General features: G+C 58.3%; 20 protein-coding genes and 3 tRNA genes. 13 read left to right on the top strand and 10 right to left on the bottom strand.

The window, feature by feature from the left end; translation table 11 throughout:
• The first annotated feature begins 50 nt into the window (after positions 1-50).
• The 10 genes from msbA to I6L32_RS20000 all read left to right on the top strand — a co-directional run bounded on the left by msbA (position 51) and on the right by I6L32_RS20000 (position 7,965).
• A complete protein-coding gene (gene msbA, locus I6L32_RS20045) occupies positions 51-1,820 on the top strand; it encodes a lipid A ABC transporter ATP-binding protein/permease MsbA (protein WP_042014329.1) in 1,770 nt (589 codons plus the stop codon).
• The gene (lpxK, locus tag I6L32_RS20040; protein WP_210599812.1) at positions 1,820-2,818 is read left to right on the top strand and encodes a tetraacyldisaccharide 4'-kinase; all 999 of its coding nucleotides are present in this window, start codon (positions 1,820-1,822) and stop codon (positions 2,816-2,818) included. Before msbA ends, lpxK begins: the two co-directional genes overlap by 1 nt.
• Before the next feature lie 112 nt (positions 2,819-2,930).
• Complete coding sequence (locus I6L32_RS20035; protein WP_010675233.1) at positions 2,931-3,128, top strand: Trm112 family protein; 198 nt, start codon at positions 2,931-2,933, stop codon at positions 3,126-3,128.
• The gene (gene kdsB / locus I6L32_RS20030) at positions 3,125-3,886 is read left to right on the top strand and encodes a 3-deoxy-manno-octulosonate cytidylyltransferase (RefSeq protein WP_039040278.1); all 762 of its coding nucleotides are present in this window, start codon (positions 3,125-3,127) and stop codon (positions 3,884-3,886) included. Before I6L32_RS20035 ends, kdsB begins: the two co-directional genes overlap by 4 nt.
• A gap of 210 nt (positions 3,887-4,096) precedes the next feature.
• A complete protein-coding gene (uvrY, locus tag I6L32_RS20025) occupies positions 4,097-4,741 on the top strand; it encodes a UvrY/SirA/GacA family response regulator transcription factor (protein WP_010675231.1) in 645 nt (214 codons plus the stop codon).
• 111 nt (positions 4,742-4,852) lie between these two features.
• The gene (uvrC, locus tag I6L32_RS20020; RefSeq protein WP_210599811.1) at positions 4,853-6,706 is read left to right on the top strand and encodes an excinuclease ABC subunit UvrC; all 1,854 of its coding nucleotides are present in this window, start codon (positions 4,853-4,855) and stop codon (positions 6,704-6,706) included.
• A 213-nt stretch (positions 6,707-6,919) separates the two neighbouring features.
• Positions 6,920-7,474, top strand: coding sequence for a CDP-diacylglycerol--glycerol-3-phosphate 3-phosphatidyltransferase (pgsA, locus tag I6L32_RS20015; protein WP_010675229.1), 555 nt, complete (start codon positions 6,920-6,922; stop codon positions 7,472-7,474).
• A 179-nt stretch (positions 7,475-7,653) separates the two neighbouring features.
• Positions 7,654-7,729: transfer RNA gene (locus I6L32_RS20010), tRNA-Gly, on the top strand.
• Between the two features lie 34 nt (positions 7,730-7,763).
• Positions 7,764-7,837 (top strand) — tRNA-Cys (locus I6L32_RS20005).
• Positions 7,838-7,878: 41 nt separating this feature from the next.
• A tRNA-Leu gene (locus I6L32_RS20000) sits at positions 7,879-7,965 on the top strand.
• A 191-nt stretch (positions 7,966-8,156) separates the two neighbouring features.
• On the opposite strand, the gene I6L32_RS19995 is transcribed toward I6L32_RS20000, so the two are convergent.
• The 7 genes from I6L32_RS19995 to I6L32_RS19965 form a co-directional block, all read right to left on the bottom strand.
• Positions 8,157-9,446, bottom strand: a complete 1,290-nt coding sequence (locus I6L32_RS19995) for a methyl-accepting chemotaxis protein (protein WP_048207956.1) — start codon at positions 9,444-9,446, stop codon at positions 8,157-8,159.
• Between the two features lie 560 nt (positions 9,447-10,006).
• Positions 10,007-10,990: an MDR family oxidoreductase gene (locus I6L32_RS19990; protein WP_210599810.1), complete on the bottom strand. Its 984-nt coding sequence runs from the start codon at positions 10,988-10,990 to the stop codon at positions 10,007-10,009.
• 52 nt (positions 10,991-11,042) lie between these two features.
• Positions 11,043-11,678, bottom strand: a complete 636-nt coding sequence (locus tag I6L32_RS19985; protein ID WP_039041196.1) for a TetR/AcrR family transcriptional regulator — start codon at positions 11,676-11,678, stop codon at positions 11,043-11,045.
• Positions 11,679-11,835: 157 nt separating this feature from the next.
• Entirely contained in the window at positions 11,836-12,084 is a 249-nt protein-coding gene (locus tag I6L32_RS19980; RefSeq protein WP_010675223.1) for a GlsB/YeaQ/YmgE family stress response membrane protein, read from the bottom strand.
• A 128-nt stretch (positions 12,085-12,212) separates the two neighbouring features.
• Positions 12,213-12,938 (bottom strand): UDP-2,3-diacylglucosamine diphosphatase, encoded by a 726-nt coding sequence (lpxH, locus tag I6L32_RS19975; RefSeq protein WP_210599809.1) that lies wholly within the window; start codon positions 12,936-12,938, stop codon positions 12,213-12,215.
• A gap of 13 nt (positions 12,939-12,951) precedes the next feature.
• Complete coding sequence (locus tag I6L32_RS19970; protein ID WP_210599808.1) at positions 12,952-13,638, bottom strand: DUF4269 domain-containing protein; 687 nt, start codon at positions 13,636-13,638, stop codon at positions 12,952-12,954.
• A complete protein-coding gene (locus I6L32_RS19965) occupies positions 13,628-14,125 on the bottom strand; it encodes a peptidylprolyl isomerase (protein ID WP_010675220.1) in 498 nt (165 codons plus the stop codon). Before I6L32_RS19965 ends, I6L32_RS19970 begins: the two co-directional genes overlap by 11 nt.
• Positions 14,126-14,316: 191 nt before the next feature.
• Here I6L32_RS19965 and cysS point away from each other — a divergent pair, with 191 nt between their 5' ends.
• Complete coding sequence (gene cysS, locus I6L32_RS19960) at positions 14,317-15,693, top strand: cysteine--tRNA ligase (protein ID WP_210599807.1); 1,377 nt, start codon at positions 14,317-14,319, stop codon at positions 15,691-15,693.
• Between the two features lie 245 nt (positions 15,694-15,938).
• Here cysS and I6L32_RS19955 read toward each other — a convergent pair whose 3' ends face one another.
• A complete protein-coding gene (locus I6L32_RS19955; protein ID WP_182951667.1) occupies positions 15,939-18,824 on the bottom strand; it encodes an SIR2 family protein in 2,886 nt (961 codons plus the stop codon).
• A 1,477-nt stretch (positions 18,825-20,301) separates the two neighbouring features.
• On the opposite strand from I6L32_RS19955, the gene I6L32_RS19950 reads away from it, so the two are divergent.
• Both I6L32_RS19950 and I6L32_RS19945 read left to right on the top strand, forming a co-directional pair.
• A complete protein-coding gene (locus I6L32_RS19950; RefSeq protein ID WP_202016478.1) occupies positions 20,302-21,360 on the top strand; it encodes a sensor domain-containing diguanylate cyclase in 1,059 nt (352 codons plus the stop codon).
• Between the two features lie 86 nt (positions 21,361-21,446).
• Positions 21,447-21,734, top strand: a complete 288-nt coding sequence (locus I6L32_RS19945; protein ID WP_039041204.1) for a hypothetical protein — start codon at positions 21,447-21,449, stop codon at positions 21,732-21,734.
• 101 nt (positions 21,735-21,835) lie between these two features.
• On the opposite strand, the gene I6L32_RS19940 is transcribed toward I6L32_RS19945, so the two are convergent.
• Positions 21,836-22,114 carry a hypothetical protein gene (locus I6L32_RS19940; RefSeq protein WP_029314742.1) on the bottom strand — a complete coding sequence of 93 codons (279 nt, stop codon included), beginning with the start codon at positions 22,112-22,114 and terminating at the stop codon, positions 21,836-21,838.
• A gap of 279 nt (positions 22,115-22,393) precedes the next feature.
• A complete protein-coding gene (locus I6L32_RS19935) occupies positions 22,394-23,116 on the bottom strand; it encodes an ABC transporter substrate-binding protein (RefSeq protein ID WP_104454364.1) in 723 nt (240 codons plus the stop codon).
• Between the last annotated feature and the right edge of the window lie 35 nt (positions 23,117-23,151).

The following is a 23,151-nucleotide window of genomic DNA, read 5'->3' as shown; positions in this document are numbered from 1 at the left end:
TCCAAGGTTTGGCTAGAATAGCCCGTCATTTCCCTTATTAACGGCTATTCATGCAACAAGAAACCTCACAAGAGAGCTGGACCGTCTTCAAGCGCCTGCTCGGTTATGTCCGGGATCGCAAGCTGGGTCTGGTGGGCGGCATCATTGGCATGCTGGGTTACGCGGCCGTGGATACCACCTTCGTCTACTCCATCAAACCGCTCATCGATCAGGGGCTCAACGGCAACGACAGCAGCGTGCTCAAGTGGATGCCCTTCTTCGTCCTCGGCATCGTGGCTCTGCGCGGCTGCGCCGCCTTCCTCTCCAACTACTGCATGGCCTGGGTCGGCAACCACGTGGTGATGCGCCTGCAGCAGCAGGTGTTCAGCCACCTGATGGCCATGCCCATGAGCTTCTTCGACCGCCAGAACACCGGCAACCTGCTCTCCAAGGTGACCTATGACGCCGGTCAGGTGTCGTCCGCCGCGAGCTCGACCCTGGTCTCCCTGGTGCGGGAAGGGGCCACCGTCATCGGCCTGCTGGGCCTGATGTTCTGGCACTCCTGGCAGTTGTCGGTGATCTTCCTGGTGGTGGGGCCCCTGGTCGGGATCCTCATCAGCATCATCAGCCGACGTTTTCGCAAGATAAGCCGCCACATCCAGCAGGCGGTGGGTGACATCACCACCTCCACCGAGCAGATGCTCAAGGGGCACAAAGAGGTGCTGATGTTCGGTGGCCAGGAGGTGGAGGACAAGCGCTTCTACCAGGTGAGCAACCGGATGCGCCAGCAGACCATGAAGATGGTCGCCGCCGACGCCATCGGCAGCCCCATCGTCCAGATGGTGGCCTCCGTGGCCCTTGCGGTCTTCCTCTATGTCGCCACCATCGACAGCGTCAAGGCGACCCTGACCGCGGGCACCTTCACCGTCATGGTCACCTCCATGATGATGCTGCTCAAGCCGCTGAAAAGCCTGACCGACGTGAACAACCAGTTCCAGCGCGGCATCACCGCCTGCCAGAGCCTGTTCGGTCTGCTGGACTCCACCCCGGAGCAGGACACCGGCACCCGTACCCTGGAACGTGCCCGAGGTGAAATCGAGTTTCGCAACGTCACCTTCACCTACCCGACCAAGGAGACACCGGCGCTGCGCAACATCAGCTTCAAGGTGGAGGCGGGCAAATCGGTGGCCCTGGTGGGTCGTTCCGGCTCCGGCAAGAGCACCATCGCGAGCCTCCTGACCCGCTTCTATGACATCGAAGAGGGGGAAATTCTGCTGGATGGCGTCAACATCCGCGAATACCGCCTGAGCGAGCTGCGCAAGCAGTACGCCCTGGTCTCCCAGCACGTGCACCTCTTCAACGACTCCGTGGCCAACAACATCGCCTACGCGGCGGAAGAGAAGTACAGCCGCGACGAGATCCAGCAGGCGGCCCGCATCGCCCATGCGGACGACTTCGTCAGCAAGATGCCGGAAGGCTATGACACCGTCATCGGCGAGAACGGCGCCTCCCTCTCCGGCGGCCAGCGCCAGCGCATCGCCATCGCCCGCGCCCTGCTGCGGGACTCCCCGGTGCTGTTGCTGGACGAAGCCACCTCGGCCCTGGACACCGAGTCCGAGCGCCACATCCAGGCGGCCATCGACGAGCTGTGCAAGGCGCGCACTTCCCTCGTGATCGCCCACCGCCTCTCCACCATCGAGAAGGCGGACGAGATCCTGGTGATCGACGAAGGACACATCGTCGAGCGCGGCAACCACCAAACCCTGATGGACATGCATGGTACTTATGCCCAGCTGCGGGCCATTCAGTTTGGTAATACAGCCACGGGTAACAAGGGCTGATGCTGGCCAGACTCTGGTACGGGAACAGCCTCTGGCGCTGGGGGCTGGCCCCCTTCGCCCTGCTGTTTGCCCTGGTCAGCGGCGTCCGCCGTCTGGGGTATCGCCGGGGCTGGTTCAGCGCCTATCGGGCCACCCTGCCGGTGGTGGTGGTGGGCAATCTCTCGGTGGGGGGCAACGGCAAGACCCCGGTGGTGGTCTGGCTGGTGGAACAACTCCAGGCCCGGGGCTGGCGCCCGGGCGTGGTCAGCCGCGGCTATGGCGGCAAGGCGCCCCATTACCCCTATCGACTGGATGAAAGCAGCACCCCGGCCGAGGCCGGGGATGAGCCCGTGCTCATCGCAAGGCGCTGCGGCTGCCCCGTGGCGGTGGCCCCCAGACGGGCCGATGCTGTGCGGTTGCTGGAGCAAAGCGGTGAGGTGGACATCATCGTCACCGACGACGGCCTGCAGCACTATGCCCTGGCCCGTGACATCGAACTGGTGGTGGTGGACGGGGCGCGGCGCTTTGGCAATGGCTGTCTGCTGCCCATGGGGCCGCTGCGCGAGCCCACGACCCGCCTCAAGCGGGTAGACGCCATCATCTGCAACGGCGGTGAACCCGCCCGTGGCGAGTACGCCATGCGCCTGGTGCCGGATACCCTGCGCCGGGTGTGCGACGATGCGCCTCTCACTGCCCCCCTCTCGGGGCCGGTGGATGCCCTGGCGGGCATCGGCCATCCCCCCCGTTTCTTCGCCACCCTGACCGCCCTTGGTTACGAGCTGGTGCAGAGCGTCGGCTACGGGGATCACCAGGCGTTCGACGTCGCCGAGCTGCTGGCCCGCTTCGGCCAGCGCCCCTTGCTGATGACCGAGAAGGATGCGGTCAAGTGCCGCCCCTTCGCCCCGGACAACTGGTGGTATCTGCCGGTGAGCGCCGAGCTGCCCGATGCCCTGGGGGAGGCGCTGCTGCGCACCCTGGGCCCGCAGCCCGGAAGAGGGGACGGGCGCCAGGCGCCCTGACCGGGCGCCACCGGATTGGAACAGACGGCCAGCGCCCGGACTCGGGGGCTGGCCCTGCACATTGACATGCCAGGCAAGATCGCCTGTGGGAAATCGTTAAAGGAGTTTCGTTGTGGCACTGGATATTAAACTGCTCGACATCATCGCCTGCCCGGTCTGCAAGGGGAAACTGCACTATCAAGCGCACGCCGAGGGCCCTCAGGAGCTCATCTGCCGCTTCGACAGACTGGCCTATCCCCTGGAGGAGGGGATCCCGGTGCTGCTGGAGAACCGGGCCCGTCACCTGGCGCTGGAAGAGCTGAAGCCATGAGTTTCGTCGTCGTCATTCCTGCCCGTTACGCCTCCACCCGGCTGCCGGGCAAGCCGCTGGCCGACATTCACGGCAAGCCCATGGTGCAGCACGTGGTGGAGAAGGCCCTGCAATCGGGCGCCGATCGGGTGATCGTCGCCACCGATGACGAGCGGGTGCAGCAGGCTCTGGCTCCCTTTGCCGCCGCTGCCGGGTTCGAGGTGTGCATGACCTCACCGGATCACCAGTCCGGCACCGAGCGTCTGGCCGAGGTGTGCCGTCACTACGGCTTTGCCGCCGACACCATCATCGTCAACGTGCAGGGGGACGAGCCCCTCATTCCCCCCGTCATCATCCGCCAGGTGGCGGACAACCTGGCCGCGGCCAGCGCGCCAATGGCGACGCTGTCGGTGCCGATCAGGGATGCCGAAGAGGCGTTCAATCCCAATGCCGTCAAGGTGGTGACCGACCGGGAGGGGTATGCCCTCTATTTCAGTCGCGCCAGCATCCCCTGGGATCGGGACCGCTTTGCCCAGAGCCGCGAGCAGATTGGCGATCACTACCAGCGCCACATCGGCATCTACGCCTATCGCGCCGGCTTCATCCAGCGTTACGTGGACTGGGCGCCGAGCGTGCTCGAGCAGGTCGAAGCCCTGGAGCAGCTGCGGGTGCTCTGGTACGGGGAGAAGATCCACGTGGCCCAGGCGCTGCAAGCCCCGCCGGTGGGGGTGGACACCCAGGCCGATCTCGACAAGGTACGTGCGCTGCTGGCCGGTTGAGGCTGGCGGAACGGCTTTGATGCAATACGGCGCCCCAGGGCGCCGTTTTTTAATTGATTCTTTGTATAATAATTTGATTTAAAACGGATTTTACGAGCAATTTCAAACTTTTCCCGCCCATGGTTTGCCAAATCATCGAGTTTGGTTATGATGCAAGACGCCGTGTTAACCCTAACTGGCATATAACGAGATAAAAAACGGGGTGTTTGGGTGATTAATGTATTCCTGGTCGATGATCATGAGTTGGTGCGTACAGGGATAAGACGCATTTTGGAAGACGTCCGCGGGATCAAGGTGGTGGGCGAGGCGCAGAGCGGGGAAACCGCGGTGGCCTTCTGTCGGCAACATCACCCCGATGTGATCCTGATGGACATGAACATGCCGGGCATCGGCGGTCTGGAAGCGACCCGCAAGATCCTGCGGATCCGCCCCGATGTACGCATCATAGTGCTGACCATTCATTCAGAAAATCCGTTCCCTACCAAGGTGATGCAGGCGGGCGCCGCCGGGTACCTCACCAAGGGGGCCGCGCCGGACGAGATGATCCACGCCATTCGCCTGGTTCACTCCGGTCAGCGCTACATCTCCCCGGAGATCGCCCAGCAGATGGCCCTGAGCCAGTTCGCCTCCGCCGACGAGAACCCCTTCAAGTCCCTCTCCGAGCGGGAGCTGCAGATCATGATGATGATCACCAAGGGGCAGAAGGTGACCGACATCTCCGAGCAGCTCAACCTGAGCCCGAAGACGGTCAACAGCTACCGCTACCGCCTGTTCAGCAAGCTGGGGATCAACGGTGACGTTGAGCTGACCCATCTGGCCATTCGTTATGGCATGCTGGATGCCGATACCCTGTAACGGGGGCGTGTGGACACCAAAGGCGGCACCGGCCGCCTTTTGCTTTTTGCAGGCTGTGGGCAGTATGCTCTCCCCCGTCTTTTTGCATTCATCCGTTGAGTCGAGTTGCCGATGACCCTCTCCCCCGAGCCCCATTTTGACAGCAAGGCGTTTCTGAGCGCCGTCACCCACCAGAGCGGTGTCTACCGCATGTACGACAGCGGCGGTACCGTCATCTACGTGGGCAAGGCCAAGGATCTCAAGAAACGGCTCGCCTCCTACTTTCGGGCCAATGTCGACAGCATCAAGACCCGCACCCTGGTGCGCCAGATTGCCGATGTGCAGGTAACGGTCACTCACACCGAGACCGAGGCGCTGATCCTCGAGCACAACCTCATCAAGCAGTACCAGCCCCGCTACAACGTGCTGCTGCGGGATGACAAGTCCTACCCCTGGATCATCATCACCGACCATCGGCACCCGCGCATCGGCGTCCATCGCGGCGCCCGCAAGGTGAAGGGGGAGTATTTCGGCCCTTACCCCTCCGGTGGCGCGGTACGCGAGAGCCTGCACCTGATGCAGAAGATCTTCCCGGTGCGTCAGTGCGAGGATGCCGTCTATGCCAACCGTACCCGCCCCTGCCTGCTCTACCAGCTCAAGCGCTGCGCCGGCCCCTGCGTGGCGGGGCTGGTGAGCGAGGCCGAGTATGCTCAGCAGGTGGCGCTGGCCAAGCTGTTCCTCGCGGGCAAGAACCAGCAGGTGATCGGCGAACTGGTGGGCAAGATGGAGTCCGCCAGCGGCGATCTGCGCTTCGAGGAGGCGGCCCGCTACCGGGATCAGATCCAGGCCCTGCGCCGGGTCACCGAGCAGCAGTCGGTGAGCGGCAACGTGCTGGACGAGCTCGACGTAGTGGGGGTGGCCTTCGAGCAGGGGACCGCCTGCATCCACGTGCTCTTCATCCGCCAGGGCAAGGTGCTGGGATCGCGCAGTTACTTCCCGAAAGTGCCGGCCGATACCCCGCTTGACGAGGTGGTGCAATCCTTCCTGCTGCAGTTCTATCTGTCGGGGCAGGGGGGACGGCAGATCCCGAGCGAGGTGCTGCTGGACGTGGCGCTGGAGGATGAGAGCGTCATCGCCGACACCCTGAGCCAGACCGCCGGCTACAAGGTGCGGGTGGTGAGCCGGACGCGCAGCGAACGGGCCCGCTTCATCAAGCTCGCCTCCATCAACGCTCAGACCGCGCTGCGCTCGCGCCTCGCCCACAAGAGCACCATCACCGCCCGTTACGATCAGCTGGAGGAGCTGCTGGAGCTCGAGAGCCCCATCGCTCGCATGGAGTGCTTCGATATCTCTCACACCATGGGGGAGCGCACCGTGGCCTCCTGCGTGGTGTTCAACCGGGAGGGCCCGCTCTCCTCGGAATACCGCCGCTTCAACATCGACGGTATCACCGGCGGGGATGACTATGCCGCCATGGAGCAGGCGCTGGAGCGGCGTTTTGGCAAGCAGCAGGAGCCGGACAAGGTGCCGGATGTGCTGTTCATCGACGGCGGTCTCGGCCAGTTGCGCCGCGCGGAGGAGATCCTGGTGCGCCAGCTGGAGTTTCTCGGCGGCAAATATCCGCTGCTGGTGGGCATCGCCAAGGGGGTGACCCGCAAGGCGGGGTTGGAGACCCTGATCCTGGGGGACAGCCACGAAGAGCTGCACCTGCCGGCGGACATGCCCGCCTTGCACCTCATCCAGCACATTCGCGACGAATCCCACCGCTTTGCCATCACGGGCCACCGGGCCAGGCGGGCAAAGGCCCGCACCACCAGTACCCTGGAAGAGATTCCCGGGGTGGGGCCGAAACGGCGGCAGGCGCTGCTCAAATACCTGGGGGGTTTGCAGGAGGTGAAAAAAGCCGGGGTGGACGAGCTCGCCAAGGTGCCCGGCATCAGCCAGGAGCTGGCCCAGTCCATCCACGACGCATTGCACTCGCTCTAGCGCTGCCTTTGGTGTGAAGGAGGTCACGCCAGGGGGCATCAGGGCTTGCCGCCTGCGCACAAGAGCCGTGACGCAGGGGGCTCCCAAATGCCATAATGACCGGCATCCTGAGGTTATTGATGGATTAATGGACCAAGGCGGGCGCCAGTTCGGTTGCATCCGCGATCGGCTTGGGGCTACCATGTAGCGGCATACAAGAAGTGGCTGAAAATAATGACAAATATTCCTAACCTGCTGACGTTCTTTCGGATTTTGCTCATCCCCGTCTTCGTCATCCTGTTCTACCTTCCCTATCAGTGGTCCTACATGGCGGCGGCCATCGTCTTTATCCTGGCGGCCGCAACCGACTGGTTTGACGGCTATCTTGCCCGCAAGCTGAACCAGTCCACCGCCTTTGGCGCCTTCCTCGATCCGGTGGCCGACAAGATCATGGTGGCGGCGGCCCTGGTGGTCATCGTCGAGCACTACAACACCGTCTGGGTCACCATCCCCGCCATGACCATGATTGGCCGGGAGATCATCATCTCCGCCCTGCGTGAATGGATGGCCGAGCTTGGCAAGCGCTCCTCGGTGGCGGTCAGCTGGATTGGCAAATGGAAGACCATGATCCAGATGGTGTCGCTCACCGGCCTCATCTGGCAATACGACATCTGGATGGTGTGGCTCGCCTATGTGCTGCTCTACGTGGCCACCGTGCTCACCTTCTGGTCCATGTTCCAGTACATGAAGGCCGCCTGGGGCGATCTCAGCTACCACTCCCGGTTCTAGTCCCGACGGGAAGATGGCCGTTTCTCTGCCACTGGCGCCGAGAAACGGCCATGAGCGCCAAAAGTGTGGGACAAGGGTAAAAAACACCCGAACGATCAGCGTATTAAATGTTTTTGGTTGACTGGGCGGGGAACATCGCTAGAATGCGTTCTCACAGTCAGGCAGTCAGCCAGACCGATGCGGGAATAGCTCAGTTGGTAGAGCACGACCTTGCCAAGGTCGGGGTCGCGAGTTCGAGTCTCGTTTCCCGCTCCAAATTCAGACAATAGAGAGTTCCTCTCTTTTGCATGGCGCGTTAGCAAAGCGGTTATGCAGCGGATTGCAAATCCGTTTAGTCCGGTTCGACTCCGGAACGTGCCTCCATATTGACAAGCCCGCCACGCGAGCTTGATACCGATTGCGGTGCCCGAGTGGTGAAATCGGTAGACACAAGGGATTTAAAATCCCTCGACGTTCGCGTCGTGCCGGTTCGATTCCGGCCTCGGGCACCATTAAAATCAAAGAGTTACTAAGGCCACTAGCAATAGTGGCCTTTTTGTTTCTAGCTAATTGACTGCCAGAATGGCAGCGACCTGAAGAGCCGGTTCATCTCTTGAATCTGCACGTGCCAAGCTACGACACCCTGGTGTGAACATCAAAGAGCCTGCTCGATGGCAGGCTCCTGAGTGCTTCCCAGAATTATCTAGAGTTCCGAGATGATGGTCGACACCTCTTCTGCTCCGTGTCTTATCTCCTCCATCACTTTTGCAACGTCATCGATCTGCTTTTGCCCGTGGATGGCGCCGTCTGCCGCGGACTGGATCTGCTCGCTGACCTGCCTGGTGAGCTGCTGATTCTGGCTGACGACATTGGCTATTTCGTTGGTCGATAGGGAGGTTCTTGCCGCCAGTTGACGAACTTCATCGGCCACGACGGCAAAGCCCCTGCCTTGTTCGCCGGCTCTCGCCGCTTCGATGGCGGCATTGAGCGCGAGCAGGTTGGTCTGGTCTGCAATGCTGCTGATGGTGGATACGATGGCGGTGATATTCTGGGATTGAGCGTGGAGCTTGCTCATCAAGGTGCTGGCATGTTCCATCTGCCTGACAATATTGTCCGAAGTGGAGACGACGGTGGTCAACATCTCCTCTCCTTTGATGGCGGAGGATTTGGTTGTGACAGATGTTTCATTTGCCACCTTGGCCACATGTTGTACGGCCTGATCTTTGCTGATCTGCGGGGTGATATTGGAGGCAAACTTGATGACCTTGATCACCTTGCCATGGCTGCCTCGCACAGCGTTGTAGGTTGCCTCCAGCCAGACTTCATGGCCTTTTTTATCAAATCGCTGAAAGCGCCCCGATTTGAACGTCCCCTGAGCCAGCTCCTGCCAGAAATCGGGATGTTCCCGATAAAACAGCTCATCACAAAACATGCGATGTTGATGGCCTTTAATTTCATCGAGTCGATAGCCCATGGTATCCAGGAAATTACGGTTGGCGGAAATAACAACACCAGTCGGTTCAAACTCGATGACGGCAAGGGAGCGATCCAGCGCCTCAAATATTGCTTTTTGAGTCATGAGCAGATCATGTTGCACTGTCACATCTGACGCTATTTTGATGATCTTGATTATTTTTCCGCCCTGGCTGACGGGGAAATAGGTGGCTTCCAGCCATATTTCCTTGCCTTGTTTGCCAACCCGGTGGAAGGTGCCATGCTGGCTGTGCCCATTTGCCAGATCTCGCCAGAATTCCCGATAGGAGGGAGAGTCGGTATCTTCTTTCATGCAGAACATGGCGTGATGCTGCTGCACGATCTCATTGAGGGAGTAGCCGACGGAATGAAGAAAAAGCGGGCTGGCATCGAGAATATAACCATCGGTGGTGAATTCAATCATGGGAAGATGATCGTGCATGGCATGATCCAGTGCCTCGCTTTTCAAGGCCCTCTCTCGTTCTGCTGCCAGCTCTTTTTTAAGTTTCGAGTCGAACATAAGCACACCCCAGCCAAGAAAATAGAATCATCCGACATCTCTTCGTTGACGAACCCTTCACACTTTCTGGGTATGAAGCGTCGTTTTGAGTGTAATGCACCCCTGTCATTTGATTCGGGCTTTTCCATACAAAAAACAGGTTTAATACAAGGTGATGCGCCCTTTTTATATGCGGTGATAAATAAAACGTATTCCTATTCTGAATTATTTGTTCGATGCATCGATTGTTTAACGGGGGTCTGTCAGTGGGCAAGACAATGGTTCGCAGTCGTGGGCGAACAGGACCTCATTTCGGCGAATACGGGTATCCAGGGCAGGGGCTTGTCGGTGAGGAGTGACGGTTGTCTGCATCGATGGGGGAGGGTGCGCAGCGGGAAGGTGCTGCCTATAGAGATGTCTCGGTCCCTCTGTCCGGGAAACCTGCACTTGAGTGTTTGAACGCATCTGTTGTCCATTGTCATGGACGATGGGAAGGGGGGTGACGCTCCGTGTGGCTGCGAAATGCCCTGGAGAGGCTCGCCTGACCTGGTCAGGCGAGCCGGCTCATATCGCGTCAGTCATCACCCCTGGACATTGACCAGGATCCGGCCGCGCACCTGGCCTGCCAGGAAGGCATCCCCCAGGGTCACGACCTGGGAGAGGGGTACTTCCCGGGTGAGGAGATGGAGGCGGGTCAGGTCGAGATCCTCGGCCAGTCGGGCCCAGGCCTGCTGGCGCAGCGGGCGCGGTGCCATCACGCTGTCGATGCCATAGAGGGTGACGCCGCGCAGGATGAAGGGCATGACGGTGGAGGGGAAGTCCATCCCTCCCGCCAGACCGCAGGCGGCCACGGCGCCGCCGTAGCGGGTAGTGGCGCAGGCATTGGCCAGGGTGTGGCTGCCGACGGTGTCGATGACGCCGGCCCAGCGTTCCTTGCCCAGCGGGCGTCCCGGCGCGGCCAGTTCGGCGCGATCGATCACCTCGGCGGCGCCGAGGGACGTCAGATAGTCGGCCTCGTGCAGCCGCCCGGTGGCGGCCACGACCCGATAGCCGAGCTTGGCCAGGAGGGTGATCGCCACGCTGCCCACACCGCCGTTGGCGCCCGTCACCAGAATGTCACCGTCACCGGGGGTGATGCCGTGTTTCTCCAACGCCATCACGCAGAGCATGGCGGTGTACCCTGCGGTGCCGATGGCCATGGCGTCCCGGGGCTGGAAGCGCTCAGGCAGGGCGACCAGCCAGTCGCCCCGGACCCGTGCCCGCTCTGCCAGCCCGCCACTGTGGGTCTCGCCCACGCCCCATCCGTTTAGCACCACCTTGTCTCCGGGGTGCCAGTCGGGATGCTGGCTCTCCAGCACGGTACCGGCAAAGTCGATGCCGGGGATCAGAGGGAAGCGGCGTACCACGGGGGAGGCGCCGGTGAGGGCCAGGCCATCCTTGTAGTTGAGGGAAGACCACTGTACCGCCACGGTCACATCCCCGGCAGGCAATATCTCCTCGGAGAGGCTCTGGTAGCTGGCGCGATAACCCGCCTCGTCTTTCTCGATCAGAATACCGTTGAACATCTTGTCTACTCCCATTAATTGGACTGACTGACTATTAATCTTCGTAAAAAAATCACTTTGCTAACTTCATGAAAAAATTGAGAAAAGAGAGCATGGGCTCGGTATCGCCCACCAGGCGTGCGCGCAGTACGGCCCCTTCCCAGCCGATCCAGAACTGATGGGCGAGGGCGGGGCAGTCGCAATCAGGGGGCAGCTCGCCCGCCGTCACCGCGTCCCTCAGGCAGCGGGCGAGCAGCGCCTCCCAGTCGAGGAGGATCTGCTCAAGGCGCAGGCGCAGCTCGGGGGACAGTTGCACCACCTCCTGACCCAGATTGCCCACGAGGCAGCCCCGCTGGAACGCAAACCGGGTCATGCCCCGGCAGGCGCTGTCGACGAAGGCAACAAGACGGGCCAGGGGGGGCAGGCTCTCATCCTCCAGATAGCGCGTCAGCTTGCGGCAGAAGTAGTGGTGATAGGCATCCATGACCGCCAGAGTGAAGTCGTGCTTGGTGGCGAAGTAGTGATAGAAGGAGCCCTTGGGGATCCCGGTCGACTGCAACACCCGCTCGATGGAGGTGGCGGCGATGCCCTGCTCGGTCAGCAGCTCCATGCCCCGGCGGATCAACAGATCCCGGGTATCGGCATAGGTGTGCCCGTGCTGGGCAGGGCGGCCGCGAGGGCGGCGGGGCAGGGGGTCATTGGCTTGCATGGGGCTTATTAGACGCCTCAACTAGAAATAATGCAAGCGCGGCACCGAAGGGACGAAACGAGTGGATGAGATCGGGTAGTCGAGACAAGCTGGCGCCAGCGGGGCTGAAAACAGCGAGGGCGCCAGTGGCGCCCTCGCATCGATGGGTGGCTGCGTCTCAGCTGCGCAGCTTGTTGTAGACAAACAGCACGATCAGGGCGCCAACGGTGGCGATGATGATGCTCGGCAGGTTGAAGCCGGTGACCGTTCCCATCCCGAGCAGGGTGCTGACATAGCCCCCTACCATAGCGCCGACCACCCCCAGGATCACCGTCATGAAGAAACCGCCGCCATCCTTGCCCGGCATGATCCATTTGGCCAGGATGCCGACGATCAGCCCCAGTACCACCCAAGTAAGAAATCCCATGGTCATCTCCTCGTTGTGTGCAGAGAACCAGAGTATATGCAGGGATCCTGCTTGTATCCCACGGCAGCACGGCGTGAGTCAGAAACGGTCATATGAGACTCGCTCATGACCATGGCAGGCAGAGGGCCTCAGCCGAGCGCGCGGGTGTCGAGGCGCTGCCCGGCGGGGGAGCACACCAGCACCGACCCCTGCTCGAACCAGTCCCCCAGCACGATGCGCCGCGCCGCACGCCCATCCAGGGTGAAGTCGTGGATGGCGGGCCTGTGGGTGTGACCGTGGATCATCAGGCGGCAGCCGTGCTGGCGCAGCATCTCGTCCACCGCCTCCGGGGTCACGTCCATGATGATCTGGCTCTTGTGGGCATTCTCCATCTGGCTTTGGCCGCGCATCTTGTGGGCGATGGCCTGGCGGCGCGAGAGCGGCAGGCGCAGGAAGAGCCAGCGCAGCCACTTGAGTTGTGTGATGCGGCGAAACTTCTGGTAGCCCTCGTCCCGGGTGCAGAGCAGATCCCCGTGGCTCAGCAGCACCCGCTCGCCGTACAGCTCGATGACGCAGGGGTCGCCGAGCAGGGTCATGCCGGCCCGCTTGGCAAACTGGCGCCCCAAGAGGAAGTCGCGGTTGCCGTGAATGAAATAGAGGGGCACCCCTTGCTGGCTTAGGGCGAGAAAGGCAGCGGCCACCTCGCGGTGGAGCGGGTTGGGGTCGTCGTCCCCAATCCAGAATTCGAACAGATCCCCCAGCACATAGAGGGCGTCGGCCCCGGGCGCGTCTTCGGCCAGAAAGCGCACCAGGGCCGCCGTCATGTCGGGCCTGCCTTGGCTGAGGTGAATGTCACTGATAAAGAGGGTGCTCATGAGTTCCTGGGCATCATGGTAAGAGAGTCCCGCCTGGGGGCGGACAAGGCCTGTGACCTTGCTCGTCGAGCGGGTGGGGGAGGGAAGGGCAGCAGAGCCCCGCAAGGTTGACGCCCTCCAGGGTCAGCAACGCCTCGTAAGGGTCGCCGGACAGACCCAGCAGGCGGCACATGGCCGCTTCCCCCTTGAGCCCTTCATCAAAACGCAGGCGCAGCACCTCCCGGTGGAAGGGGGCGCCAAAGCGCTCAAGCAGGGCGGCCATCAGGCTGAGGTGGCGCCAGCCATGACACGCCTCGAGGGGATCTGGGGTGAGGTAGAGCTCGACTGGCCAGCACTGGCCATCTGGCCCGTGGCGTCGCTGCTCGGCGATCCAGACCTGTTCGCCCTTGCTTCGCACCTGCCAGCCTTGTGCTGCCAGTGTCGCGGCAAGGAAGGCCGGATCCGGATGCTGGCAGAGGATGTCGAGATCGCTGCCGGGCCTATCCAGCCCGATGGCGATCGTGCTCACCAAGGCCAGATCGTTGCACAGGGGGCCAAGCTCATCCCACAGGCCGCCGCTCAGCAGGGCGTGGGCCGAGCGCTGACGTTCGTTGCCCTGGGCCAGATAGTCGAGGCGGCGCCAGTTGGGGGCGGCAGATGGAAAAACTGCGGCCGGGGCCGCAGTGGTATCAGAGCCTGGCCGGCAGGGATTACTCGGCAAGGGTCACCTTGGTGATGACGACGTCTTCGGTCGGAACGTCCTGGTGCATGCGGCCGTAGTTGCCGGTCTTCACGCCCTTGATCTTGTTGACCACGTCCATGCCGGCGGTCACTTCACCGAACACGCAGTAGCCGAAGCCCTGGGTGGTGGCGGACTTGAAGTCCAGGAAGTCGTTGTTGTTCACGTTGATGAAGAACTGGGCGCTGGCGGAGTGCGGCTCCATGGTGCGGGCCATGGCGATGGTGCCGACCTTGTTGGACAGACCGTTGGCCGCCTCGTTCTTGATGGGAGCGCGGGTCTCTTTCTCTTCGAAGCCCGGGGCATAGCCGCCGCCCTGGATCATGAAGCCGTCGATGACGCGGTGGAAGATGGTGTTGTCGTAGTGACCGTCACGGCAGTATTGCAGGAAGTTGGCCACGGTCTCCGGGGCTTTTTCCGCGTTCAGGGTCAGGGTGATGTCGCCGTGGTTGGTGTGCAGAGTAACCATGAGTTGTCCTTTCATTTTGACGCGGGCAGCAAAGTGCCCGCAGGTGTATGGCATAAAGTGGTGGCAATTCTAGCCCATCAAGGCCCTGCGGCATAGATGGCAGGGGGGAGAGGGGGCTTTTTCTGCCTCGTTTTCTATACCGGATGCGGTTAGAATGGCAGGCCATTTTACTCACAGGCAGTGGTCATAAGATGCTGAAGATATACAACACACTCACTCGTCAAAAAGAAGAATTCAAACCTATCCACCCGGGCAAGGTGGGCATGTATGTGTGTGGCGTCACTATCTATGATCACTGTCATATCGGCCATGGCCGTACCTTCGTCGCCTTCGACGTCGTCGCTCGCTACCTGCGTTATGCAGGATACGACCTCACCTATGTGCGCAACGTCACCGACGTGGACGACAAGATCATCAAGCGCGCCGCCGAAACGCACGTGACCTGTGACGATCTCACCGAGCGCCTCATCGGCGACATGCACCAGGATTTCGACGCCCTCGGTATGGTGCGTCCGGACATCGAACCCCGCGCCACCCAGCACATCGGCGAGATCATCGCCCTGGTTGAAACTCTGCTGGAAAAAGGGCACGCCTACGTGGCGGACAACGGCGATGTGATGTTCATCGTCGAGTCCTACGCCGACTACGGCAAGCTCTCGGGCCAGGATCTGGAGCAGCTGCAGGCCGGCGCCCGGGTCGACGTGGTGGATGCCAAGCGCAATCCGCTCGACTTCGTGCTGTGGAAGATGTCCAAGCCGGGCGAGCCGACCTGGGACAGCCCCTGGGGCCCGGGTCGCCCTGGCTGGCACATCGAGTGCTCCGCCATGAACTCCAAGCACCTTGGCAACCATTTCGACATCCACGGTGGCGGCTCCGATCTGCAGTTCCCGCACCACGAGAACGAGATTGCCCAGTCCTGCTGCGCCCACGGTGGCGACTACGTCAACACCTGGATGCACAGCGGCATGGTGATGGTGGATAAAGAGAAGATGTCCAAATCCCTTGGCAACTTCTTCACCATCCGCGATGTGCTGGCCCACTACGACGCCGAAACCGTGCGCTACTTCCTGATGTCTGGCCACTACCGCAGCCAGCTCAACTACTCGGAAGACAACCTGAAGCAAGCCCGCGCCGCCCTGGAGCGCATGTACACCGCCCTGCGCGATCTGCCGGCGGCGGCCGCCGCCGGTGGTGACGAGCAGGTGGCTCGCTTCAAAGATGCCATGGACGACGACTTCAACACCCCGGAAGCCTACTCCGCCCTGTTCGATCTGGTGCGCGAGATCAACCGCCAGAAGGGTGAAGACATGGCCGTTGCTGCCGCGCTGGGCGCCCGCCTGCGCGAGCTGGGCGCCGTGCTCGGCATCCTGCAACAAGACCCCGAGGCTTTCCTCAAGGGTGACGAAGCGGATGAAGAGGTCGCCGAAATCGAGCGCCTGATCGCCGAGCGCAATCAGGCCCGCGCCGACAAGAACTGGGCCGCGGCGGATGCCGCCCGTAACCGTCTCACCGAGATGGGCATCGTGCTGGAAGACAGCGCCGGCAAAACCAGCTGGCGCCGAGCCTAAGGCCGGTGGCGCTGCTGGCGCCAACCGGTTGAGCCAATAAAAAAACCGCAGCCGAGGCTGCGGTTTTTTTATTTAGTAGTGTAAACATCTTTATTGTTATTTTGTAATGTTGTTAATAATAATATAATTCTCATACACATAGTCATACTTATGACGTAATGGAAGGATACTTCATCGATTATATATAGATAAATTCAGCATAAAAATATATGTTTAGACTTTAATATATAGTGATCATCTTTTGTTCACTGTTGCGATAAATATAAGTCAACCCAATCTGAACAATACTTGTCAACTTGCCATGTCTCCAGGCTAATAACAGACTGGGATGCAGTACTGAGAGACATGTCAGATATCTTTTGGTCTATTTTATTTGCCTCTCCAGGGAGGTCATCTTTCCAGGAATTCCTCGCATTTAATAAGAAGTATAAAGAGCCTATAGCATTGTTTTGGAATTGTAAGACCTCTGAAAGCCATTTTGATGCATAACCTAAATTATGTTTACCAAAATAACTTTGACTTTCAGAGGAAAACATTTTAAATGATTTGCAGTACAGATGAACAGATTCCTCTATCTTGTTTAAATAAAACAAGCATCTTCCTACATTACCGTAAGATGAAGGTAATATGTTGTTATCAATCTCACGTGAACACATTTGCTCTAAGCTTTTATCGCCGCAAAAAAATTTAATCGCAATGTCAAGATTTGCTCTTAGTTTGGAGTCGCGTAAAGCTAAGTGATACCTATGCTTTCCAAACCACACATCATTTTCGCCTAAAACATCAATTAAATCAGATGCACTTTTTCCATATCTAATGGCTTCTGTGTAGTTGGCGTTAATCCAATTTTTATGACAAAGTGCTGATTTTGCTAGTATCATTGTTTTGTCAGGAGTTATAAATGTTTGTGTAAACCTATCCATATGCTTGTTAAAAAGTTCATCTTTCCCGAATTCAATCGAACGAGTAAAGAATGAATCAATAAAATCCATAAACCCTTGGATTTGATTTATTTTATGATGAGACCATGTGATTTTATCGAGGGCAAGGTCAGATAGTCTGAGATATTCCTCACAATACCCAGAGATAAAGAAGCTTTCACAAACCAATCGGAGTTCTGTTATGGAATCATTGATTCTATCTGCATTTATAAGAACTTCAATTTTCTTTGATATAAGTTCTATGTCTTCAGAGGGAAGAACTCTTCCAAATTTTTTCTTAATTAGCAAAATAAAGCCATTCAAATAATTAACGTATAAGGACATATAGCTTTCTTGTTCTTTTTTGTCATATTTTCCCTTGATAAACTCTCGTACTAGAGGGTGCAGTTCAATATACCCCTCACTCTCTTTTGATATAATTAAATTCAGAGATTTTAATGCCCGAATAGCTTTCTTATATTGATTGTAATTTATTTTTCTTTCTACTATCTTTGACAGGTCTTCTTCGGATTCTGAAACGTTACATATTGATAGCGTTCTTAATATTATGCGCTCTTTTTCCTTTAAACAATCCCACAAGTTTTCGAGGACTGTTGCTGACAGAATACTTGAAAAGTTAGCGTCAGATTCAGATATTCCCTTCCCTTCTATTTTTCTTAGAAGATCATTAATGCTGCTGAAATTAAGTCTGGACTGTGCGAGTATTAAGCCCATCCATAGAGGATGACCTTGTGTACAATTATGTAGGCGGATTGCTGTGTTTTCAATTTCTACATTTGTTACTTGATTATGGTACTTTTTTATTAAATCTTTTACGTCATCAATTTTAAGGCCTTCTAATCTGACTTGATGTGAACCTACACCTGCATAATGAATAAATGGACGACAAGTGAAAATAAACTTTGAATTGTGTTGATTTTTTATTGCTTTTTCAAAGAATAGTTTCATGTCTCCACTTGGCGTGAATTTTTCTAAGTCTATATATTTATCTATGTTATCAAAAACAAAGATTCCACGCTGTTCATTAAGTTGCTGGAAGAAATGGTTTACTAGAGACTCGGTATCTAACCCAATTATATCGTTGTGTTCAATCTTCCCTTTAGAGACAAGTTCTATAAGTGAATATAATTTTGTTTGGAGATTTAACTCCTCCTCTTTGAAGTCACGCCAATCACAGTAAGTATACAAACTTCTATCTGATTCAGATAAAAACTTTGAAGCTAAAGCAGATTTCCCTTGACCTCCGATACCAGTAATAAAAACGACTTTGTATGGAAGGTTGAGAGCTTTTAGCTCATCATATCTCCCTGCCCAAAATTCGACTTTAGGCGGAGTATCTTGTCCATGCAATGTTATTTCTCGATCTGAACTTATTATTTCCTGAGTAGAGTTTGAAACATCGCTATCTAAGATGCTATCTGATGACTCTAGAGATTTTATTTCCACTAATTTTTCTATTAGGCTAGGTATCTCATCAAAGTTATCAATTTTTATTGTATCAACAAATTTATGATTTATATGTTCGGTGGATATAACAAAGTGCTCACATCCCATGCCATTATACATGCTGTCTAAATCGTCAAATAAATCTGTCACGTATGGGTCACTTAAACTAAAACCTATAAATAGACATGAATGTGATGAGATTATTTTTTGAAGTTGGAATTTTGCTAGTCCGTTACTTTCTTTATATAACGCATTGTAATCGGATGAGAATATTATTGCGTGGTCTATAGCATTACAACTGCCATGTATTTTCAATATGAATTCTTCTAAGTGATCTAGCTTTGATAATTTAAAATCACTCGATGGGTCAATGACTTCAATGTTGGTGTTGTGCTCAATCAAGGAGTCATAGTTTGTCGTTACTATTTTCCTGCTTATCATAGAAAGTTTTTGATAAAGTGGATTGTCAATAACCTTTTTTGTTGCTTTTTCAAACTCCTCATAAATGTCTTTGATGTTTTTCTTTTTGACTTTATCTAATACTTCCAGTTCAGAGAATAGTTTCTCCTCAAGAGCTAAGCGATATTTTTCCCCTTTCTCTATCGACGGATTTCTTAGTGCATCCATAATGATTTCTTTCCAAAGTGGAAGTCCAGAAATTTTGGATACACCTGCACCAATGAATAGTAGTATTTTATTGTTTTTAATTGCAAGTTGCAGTGCGTATGGGATATTGGCATCCATGTTTATTAATTCCATATTTATTTATGATGTATGAGGCGAAAGTGGCTTGGCTTGTTATCCATTGCTCACATATTCTAGAACGTGTTAATTAGAACGCGTGTTTATTTACCTTAAAAGTTATGCGTTATACGGCATTATGCTCAGTGAAATAGGATGTGCTTCTTACTCCCCGGGGTTAGACTATTTACCTCTGCCGAGGGGAAGGTCAAAGCCCATCGGCGCGTGCCGTGGGACAAACGGGTGAACCGAGGGAACCCGACGTAGTAGGGCGAACAAGTGGGAGAGAAGAACTTTGGTGTTATTTGCCAAAGAGAGCGGGTCTTTCCAAAGTCTCTCGCCCAGCCGCGCAGCGGCGGCGAAACCCCGTCGAGGGCCGCGCCCTCGTGTCCTGCATGGCGAAGCCATGCCATTGAGGCGTGGGGCGGGATTCGCCAGGCAATGATGTTACCGACCCCTCACCCTAGCCCTCTCCCCCAAGGGGAGAGGGGACAAAGCCGAAACCCTATCGAGGACGGAGTCCTCGCGTCCTGCGCGGCGAAGTCGTGCCATTCACACGTGGGACGACATTGCACCAGGTAATGAGGTTACCGACCCTCACCCTAGCCCTCTCTCGAAAGGGAGAGGGGATCAACCGAAGTCGCTGAGGCTGGTGGGCGAAACCCCGTCGAGGACGGAGTCCTCGCGTCCTGCATGGCGAAGCCATGCCATTCACACGTGGGACGACATTGCACCAGGCAATGACGTTACCGACCCCCTCACCCTAACCCTCTCCCGCAAGGGGGGAGGGGATCAAACCGAAGTCTCCGAGGCTGGCGGGCGAAACCCCATCGAGGGCAGCGCCCTCGTGTCCTGCGCGGCGAAGCCGTGCCATTCAGGCGTGGAGTGGCAATCGCCAGGCAATGACGTTACCGACCCCCTCACCCTGACCCTCTCCCGCAAGGGGAGAGGGGACAAAGCCGAAACCCCGTCGAGGGCCGCGCCCTCGTGTCCTGCGCGGCGAAGCCGTGCCATTGAGGCGTGGGGCGGCATTCACCAGGCAATGCCGTTACCCACCCCTCACCCTAGCCCTCTCCCCCAAGGGGAGAGGGGAGCAAACCGAAGTCTCCGAGGCTGGCGGGCGGAACCCTGTCGAGGGCCGCGCCCTCGTGTCCTGCATGGCGAAGCCATGCCATTCACACGTGGGACGACATTGCACCAGGCAATGACGTTACCCACCCCTCACCCTGTCCCTCTCCCCCAAGGGGCGAGGGGATGGTGACCGTGGGCGAATACGCGGCGGGAATCGAGCCGGCACCCAGGGGCGAGAGCAGGGTTGTGTCCCTGTGTTCCGCATGGCGACGCCGCTTGGGGGCCGGTTATGCCAAAATGTGAACAAATCGATCTTTCCCCCGGTCAATCGCGGTCTCCCGCTTGTCGGGCCCGCCCCGAGTTGGCTAAGGTGGTCGCCCATTACATGCACGCAGTTGTGGAGGTAGGCATGGACAAGTTATTGCTGGCGCTCTCGGAGCAGGTGATCAAGGCGCGGGATCTGGAGAGCCTGACCCGCCCTTTGCTGGAGATGCTGGAGTCGGTGACCGGGCTGGAGTCGACCTATCTCACCGAGATTGACCTCGGGCAAAGCAGCCAGCATGTTCTGTTTGCCCGCAATGCGGCCGGGCTGCAGATCCCCGAGGGGATGACGGTGGAGTGGAGCGATACCCTGTGTCGCCGTGCCATCGACGATGAGATTAGCTACACCGACGACGTCGCCGCTCTGTGGGGGGACTCCCAGGCGGCCAGCGAGCTCGGCATTCGCTCCTATCTGAGCAGCCCGGTGCGCACCTCCACCGGTTCCCTCTATGGCACCCTGTGCGGCGCCAGTACCGAACAAAAGCCCGCGGTGGCGGGGGCGCAGCAGCTCATCGCCTTCTTCGCGCACCTGATTGCCGAACAGGTGGAGCGGGAGCAACTGCTGCGGCAATTGCAGCAGGCCAACGACGAGCTCTCGCGCCTGGCCCTCTCCGACCCCCTCACCGGGCTCCCCAACCGCCGCGCCCTGATGCTGGAGCTCACCCGCCTTTTCTCGTTGTCGGAGCGGGCGGGGCATCCGGTGCTCATCGCCTTTGTGGATCTCGATGGCTTCAAGGCCATCAACGACGAGCATGGCCACGAGGCGGGGGACAGGCTGCTCACCGCCATGGCGCGGCAACTGAGCGAGACCCTGCGCGGCGGCGATCTGCTGGCCCGCTTTGGGGGGGACGAGTTCGTGGCCGTGGGCATGGGGCCTTTCCCGGCCTCCGACACGTTGGACGGGGCGGTGGCGGCGTTTCGCCAGCGCCTGTTCGAGCACAGCGTGCTGTCACTGCCGGTGGGGGACAAGGTGATCCACTATCCTGGTGCCAGCGTGGGGGCGGTGGCCGTGATGCCGGCCGAGGTCAGCGTCGAGGAGGCGCTGAACCGGGCCGATGCGAGCATGTATGCGGTCAAGCGCCAGCGCCGGGCCGCAGGGGAGGGCGGGAACCCGCCTCCTTCCAGTCAGGTGTCTGCCCCGCGATAGGAGCGGGGCGGGTTGAGAGGGCACAGGGTGGCGCGTCCACCCGGGTGCCAGTCTGTTTTCCCTTTTATCAGTTCGGAGCCCATACCATGGTTCATCTTCTTGCCCGCCGTGTGCGCGCCCTGGCCGGGCGGGCGGCCACCCTGGTGGCCGGACTCTGCGAGTTTCAGCAGCGCATCTGGGTGGTCAGCATCGTCAAGGAGTCCTACACAGATACCTTCGTGGTCAACGAAGGGGGCTTCGAGGAGCCCTTGCAATGGATGCGCCGCAAGGGCTACAGCGCCGAGATGCTGGCCAGGGTGGAGGCCATGGCCCGATCCCAGGTGCTCCAGCTCGAGTGTGCCGGGCAGCATCACCGTCTGATGCGGGTGAAATAGGGGCGAAGCCGCCCCGGATGGCCTGGGCGGCACCGCCACCCGGGCATTGACCACATATCCTGCCGCCCTCTTCGTGTCAGACGGGGGAAATGGGTCGCCAGTCATGATTTTTCCGTGGTTCTCTCCGGTTTCAGACCGCCTGAGTAGACGCAAATCGCGGAGTTGTAGCTGTTGAAGGTGACCGCGTAGTTGAAATCGCAGAAATAGGCCGGGTGCTTGGTGGCGACAATGTCCCCCGCCTTGCATTTGTCCTGCATCCCCTCCACCAGGGTGTCGTTGTTTGACCCGAGGCAGGCCTTGCCGGTGGTCTTGTCACCGCCGCAGGCCATCAGAAGGGCGCAGACCGAGAGACTCATCAACCATTTCGCTGTGTTGTGCATGTGTATTCCCAAGAGATCGGAGAGATGGCGGGGAAGGGCGTGAGCGCGGCGCTGCCCGATGAAGGCGGCCAGCGGGCACGCTGCCGCCCCTGACTGTCGCTGCCACCGTGCGCCCTGCCCCTTGCCGTGAAAAAGGGGCCAACAGGCTCCTGCGCCCTATATTACGGACCCAGGACGGTCTGCGTCACCCCTTGTCGTTGCAAGTGGTGAACATTAAACGGGTTTCGTGCGCTGGCTCAAAGGCGGGCCGGGGCCTTGGCGGCCCCGGCGGGGAAGGGGTCAGGGGGAGGGGAAGTATTTGTGCTGGAGCTGCTGGAAGTCGCTGCTGGCCAGCACCTGGGTCAGGCCGATCTGGAACTCCCTGACCAGGGCATCGTCAACCGGGTGGCTGAAGGCGAAGCAGTACTGCTCGGAACTCAACATCCAGCGCACCTCGAACTGGGCGGGATCCAGCTGCTGGGTCTTGATGAGATCCAGCAGGGTGGACTTGTTGCTGGAGATCAGCTCGACCCGGCCCGAGGTGAGCATGCGCAGGGCCTGGGAGAGGCGGTTGGCGGTCATGATCTTCTGCTCGTCGAAGCCGGCGTTGAGCAGCAGTTGCTCCCCCACATCGGATCGCACGGCGCCTATGGTGTAGCGCTGGGCATCTTCCAGGCGGGTCAAGGTCAGGGGGCGACTGGCGAGCCCCATCAGCACTATCTCGGCATAGCCGATGGGGCAGGCCCACTTGAACAGGGGATTGCGCGCCTCGGTGCGGGCGGTGGAGAAGAGCACCACATTGGGTTTCTGGGTCAGCAGGTAGTAACCCCTGGCCCAGGGGAGGATGCTGACGGGCTGGACAGGGGTGCCGGTCTTTTGCCACACCAGGTGCAGCAGGTCGATGGCAAAGCCGGTCGGGGCGCCATCCTCCCCGGTGAAGTTGTAGGGTTTGTACTCTTCGGTGAGGTAGTGCAGGCTGGCGAGCGCCGGGCTGGCCTGGGTCGCGGGAGTGCCCCAGACCATGGCCGCGAGGGCGGCGCAGGCGACCAGTCTGCGAA

This window comes from Aeromonas sp. FDAARGOS 1402, from assembly GCF_019046925.1.
In the GTDB taxonomy this organism is placed as follows: Bacteria; Pseudomonadota; Gammaproteobacteria; order Enterobacterales; family Aeromonadaceae; genus Aeromonas; species Aeromonas caviae.
Note: the sequence above shows the minus strand (reverse complement) of the source record. Positions and strands in the feature narration are given on the sequence as shown.

Excerpts from the sequence above, each read along its gene's own strand:
- msbA (WP_042014329.1), top strand. The coding sequence starts at position 51 with ATGCAACAAGAAACCTCACAAGAGAGCTGGACCGTCTTCAAGCGCCTG.
- lpxK (WP_210599812.1), top strand. The coding sequence starts at position 1,820 with ATGCTGGCCAGACTCTGGTACGGGAACAGCCTCTGGCGCTGGGGGCTG.
- kdsB (WP_039040278.1), top strand. The coding sequence starts at position 3,125 with ATGAGTTTCGTCGTCGTCATTCCTGCCCGTTACGCCTCCACCCGGCTG.
- uvrC (WP_210599811.1), top strand. The coding sequence starts at position 4,853 with ATGACCCTCTCCCCCGAGCCCCATTTTGACAGCAAGGCGTTTCTGAGC.
- pgsA (WP_010675229.1), top strand. The coding sequence starts at position 6,920 with ATGACAAATATTCCTAACCTGCTGACGTTCTTTCGGATTTTGCTCATC.
- I6L32_RS19995 (WP_048207956.1), bottom strand. The coding sequence starts at position 9,446 with ATGTTCGACTCGAAACTTAAAAAAGAGCTGGCAGCAGAACGAGAGAGG.
- I6L32_RS19990 (WP_210599810.1), bottom strand. The coding sequence starts at position 10,990 with ATGTTCAACGGTATTCTGATCGAGAAAGACGAGGCGGGTTATCGCGCC.
- I6L32_RS19985 (WP_039041196.1), bottom strand. The coding sequence starts at position 11,678 with ATGCAAGCCAATGACCCCCTGCCCCGCCGCCCTCGCGGCCGCCCTGCC.
- I6L32_RS19980 (WP_010675223.1), bottom strand. The coding sequence starts at position 12,084 with ATGGGATTTCTTACTTGGGTGGTACTGGGGCTGATCGTCGGCATCCTG.
- lpxH (WP_210599809.1), bottom strand. The coding sequence starts at position 12,938 with ATGAGCACCCTCTTTATCAGTGACATTCACCTCAGCCAAGGCAGGCCC.
- I6L32_RS19965 (WP_010675220.1), bottom strand. The coding sequence starts at position 14,125 with ATGGTTACTCTGCACACCAACCACGGCGACATCACCCTGACCCTGAAC.
- cysS (WP_210599807.1), top strand. The coding sequence starts at position 14,317 with ATGCTGAAGATATACAACACACTCACTCGTCAAAAAGAAGAATTCAAA.
- I6L32_RS19955 (WP_182951667.1), bottom strand. The coding sequence starts at position 18,824 with ATGGATGCCAATATCCCATACGCACTGCAACTTGCAATTAAAAACAAT.
- I6L32_RS19950 (WP_202016478.1), top strand. The coding sequence starts at position 20,302 with ATGGACAAGTTATTGCTGGCGCTCTCGGAGCAGGTGATCAAGGCGCGG.
- I6L32_RS19945 (WP_039041204.1), top strand. The coding sequence starts at position 21,447 with ATGGTTCATCTTCTTGCCCGCCGTGTGCGCGCCCTGGCCGGGCGGGCG.
- I6L32_RS19940 (WP_029314742.1), bottom strand. The coding sequence starts at position 22,114 with ATGCACAACACAGCGAAATGGTTGATGAGTCTCTCGGTCTGCGCCCTT.
- I6L32_RS19935 (WP_104454364.1), bottom strand. The coding sequence starts at position 23,116 with ATGGTCTGGGGCACTCCCGCGACCCAGGCCAGCCCGGCGCTCGCCAGC.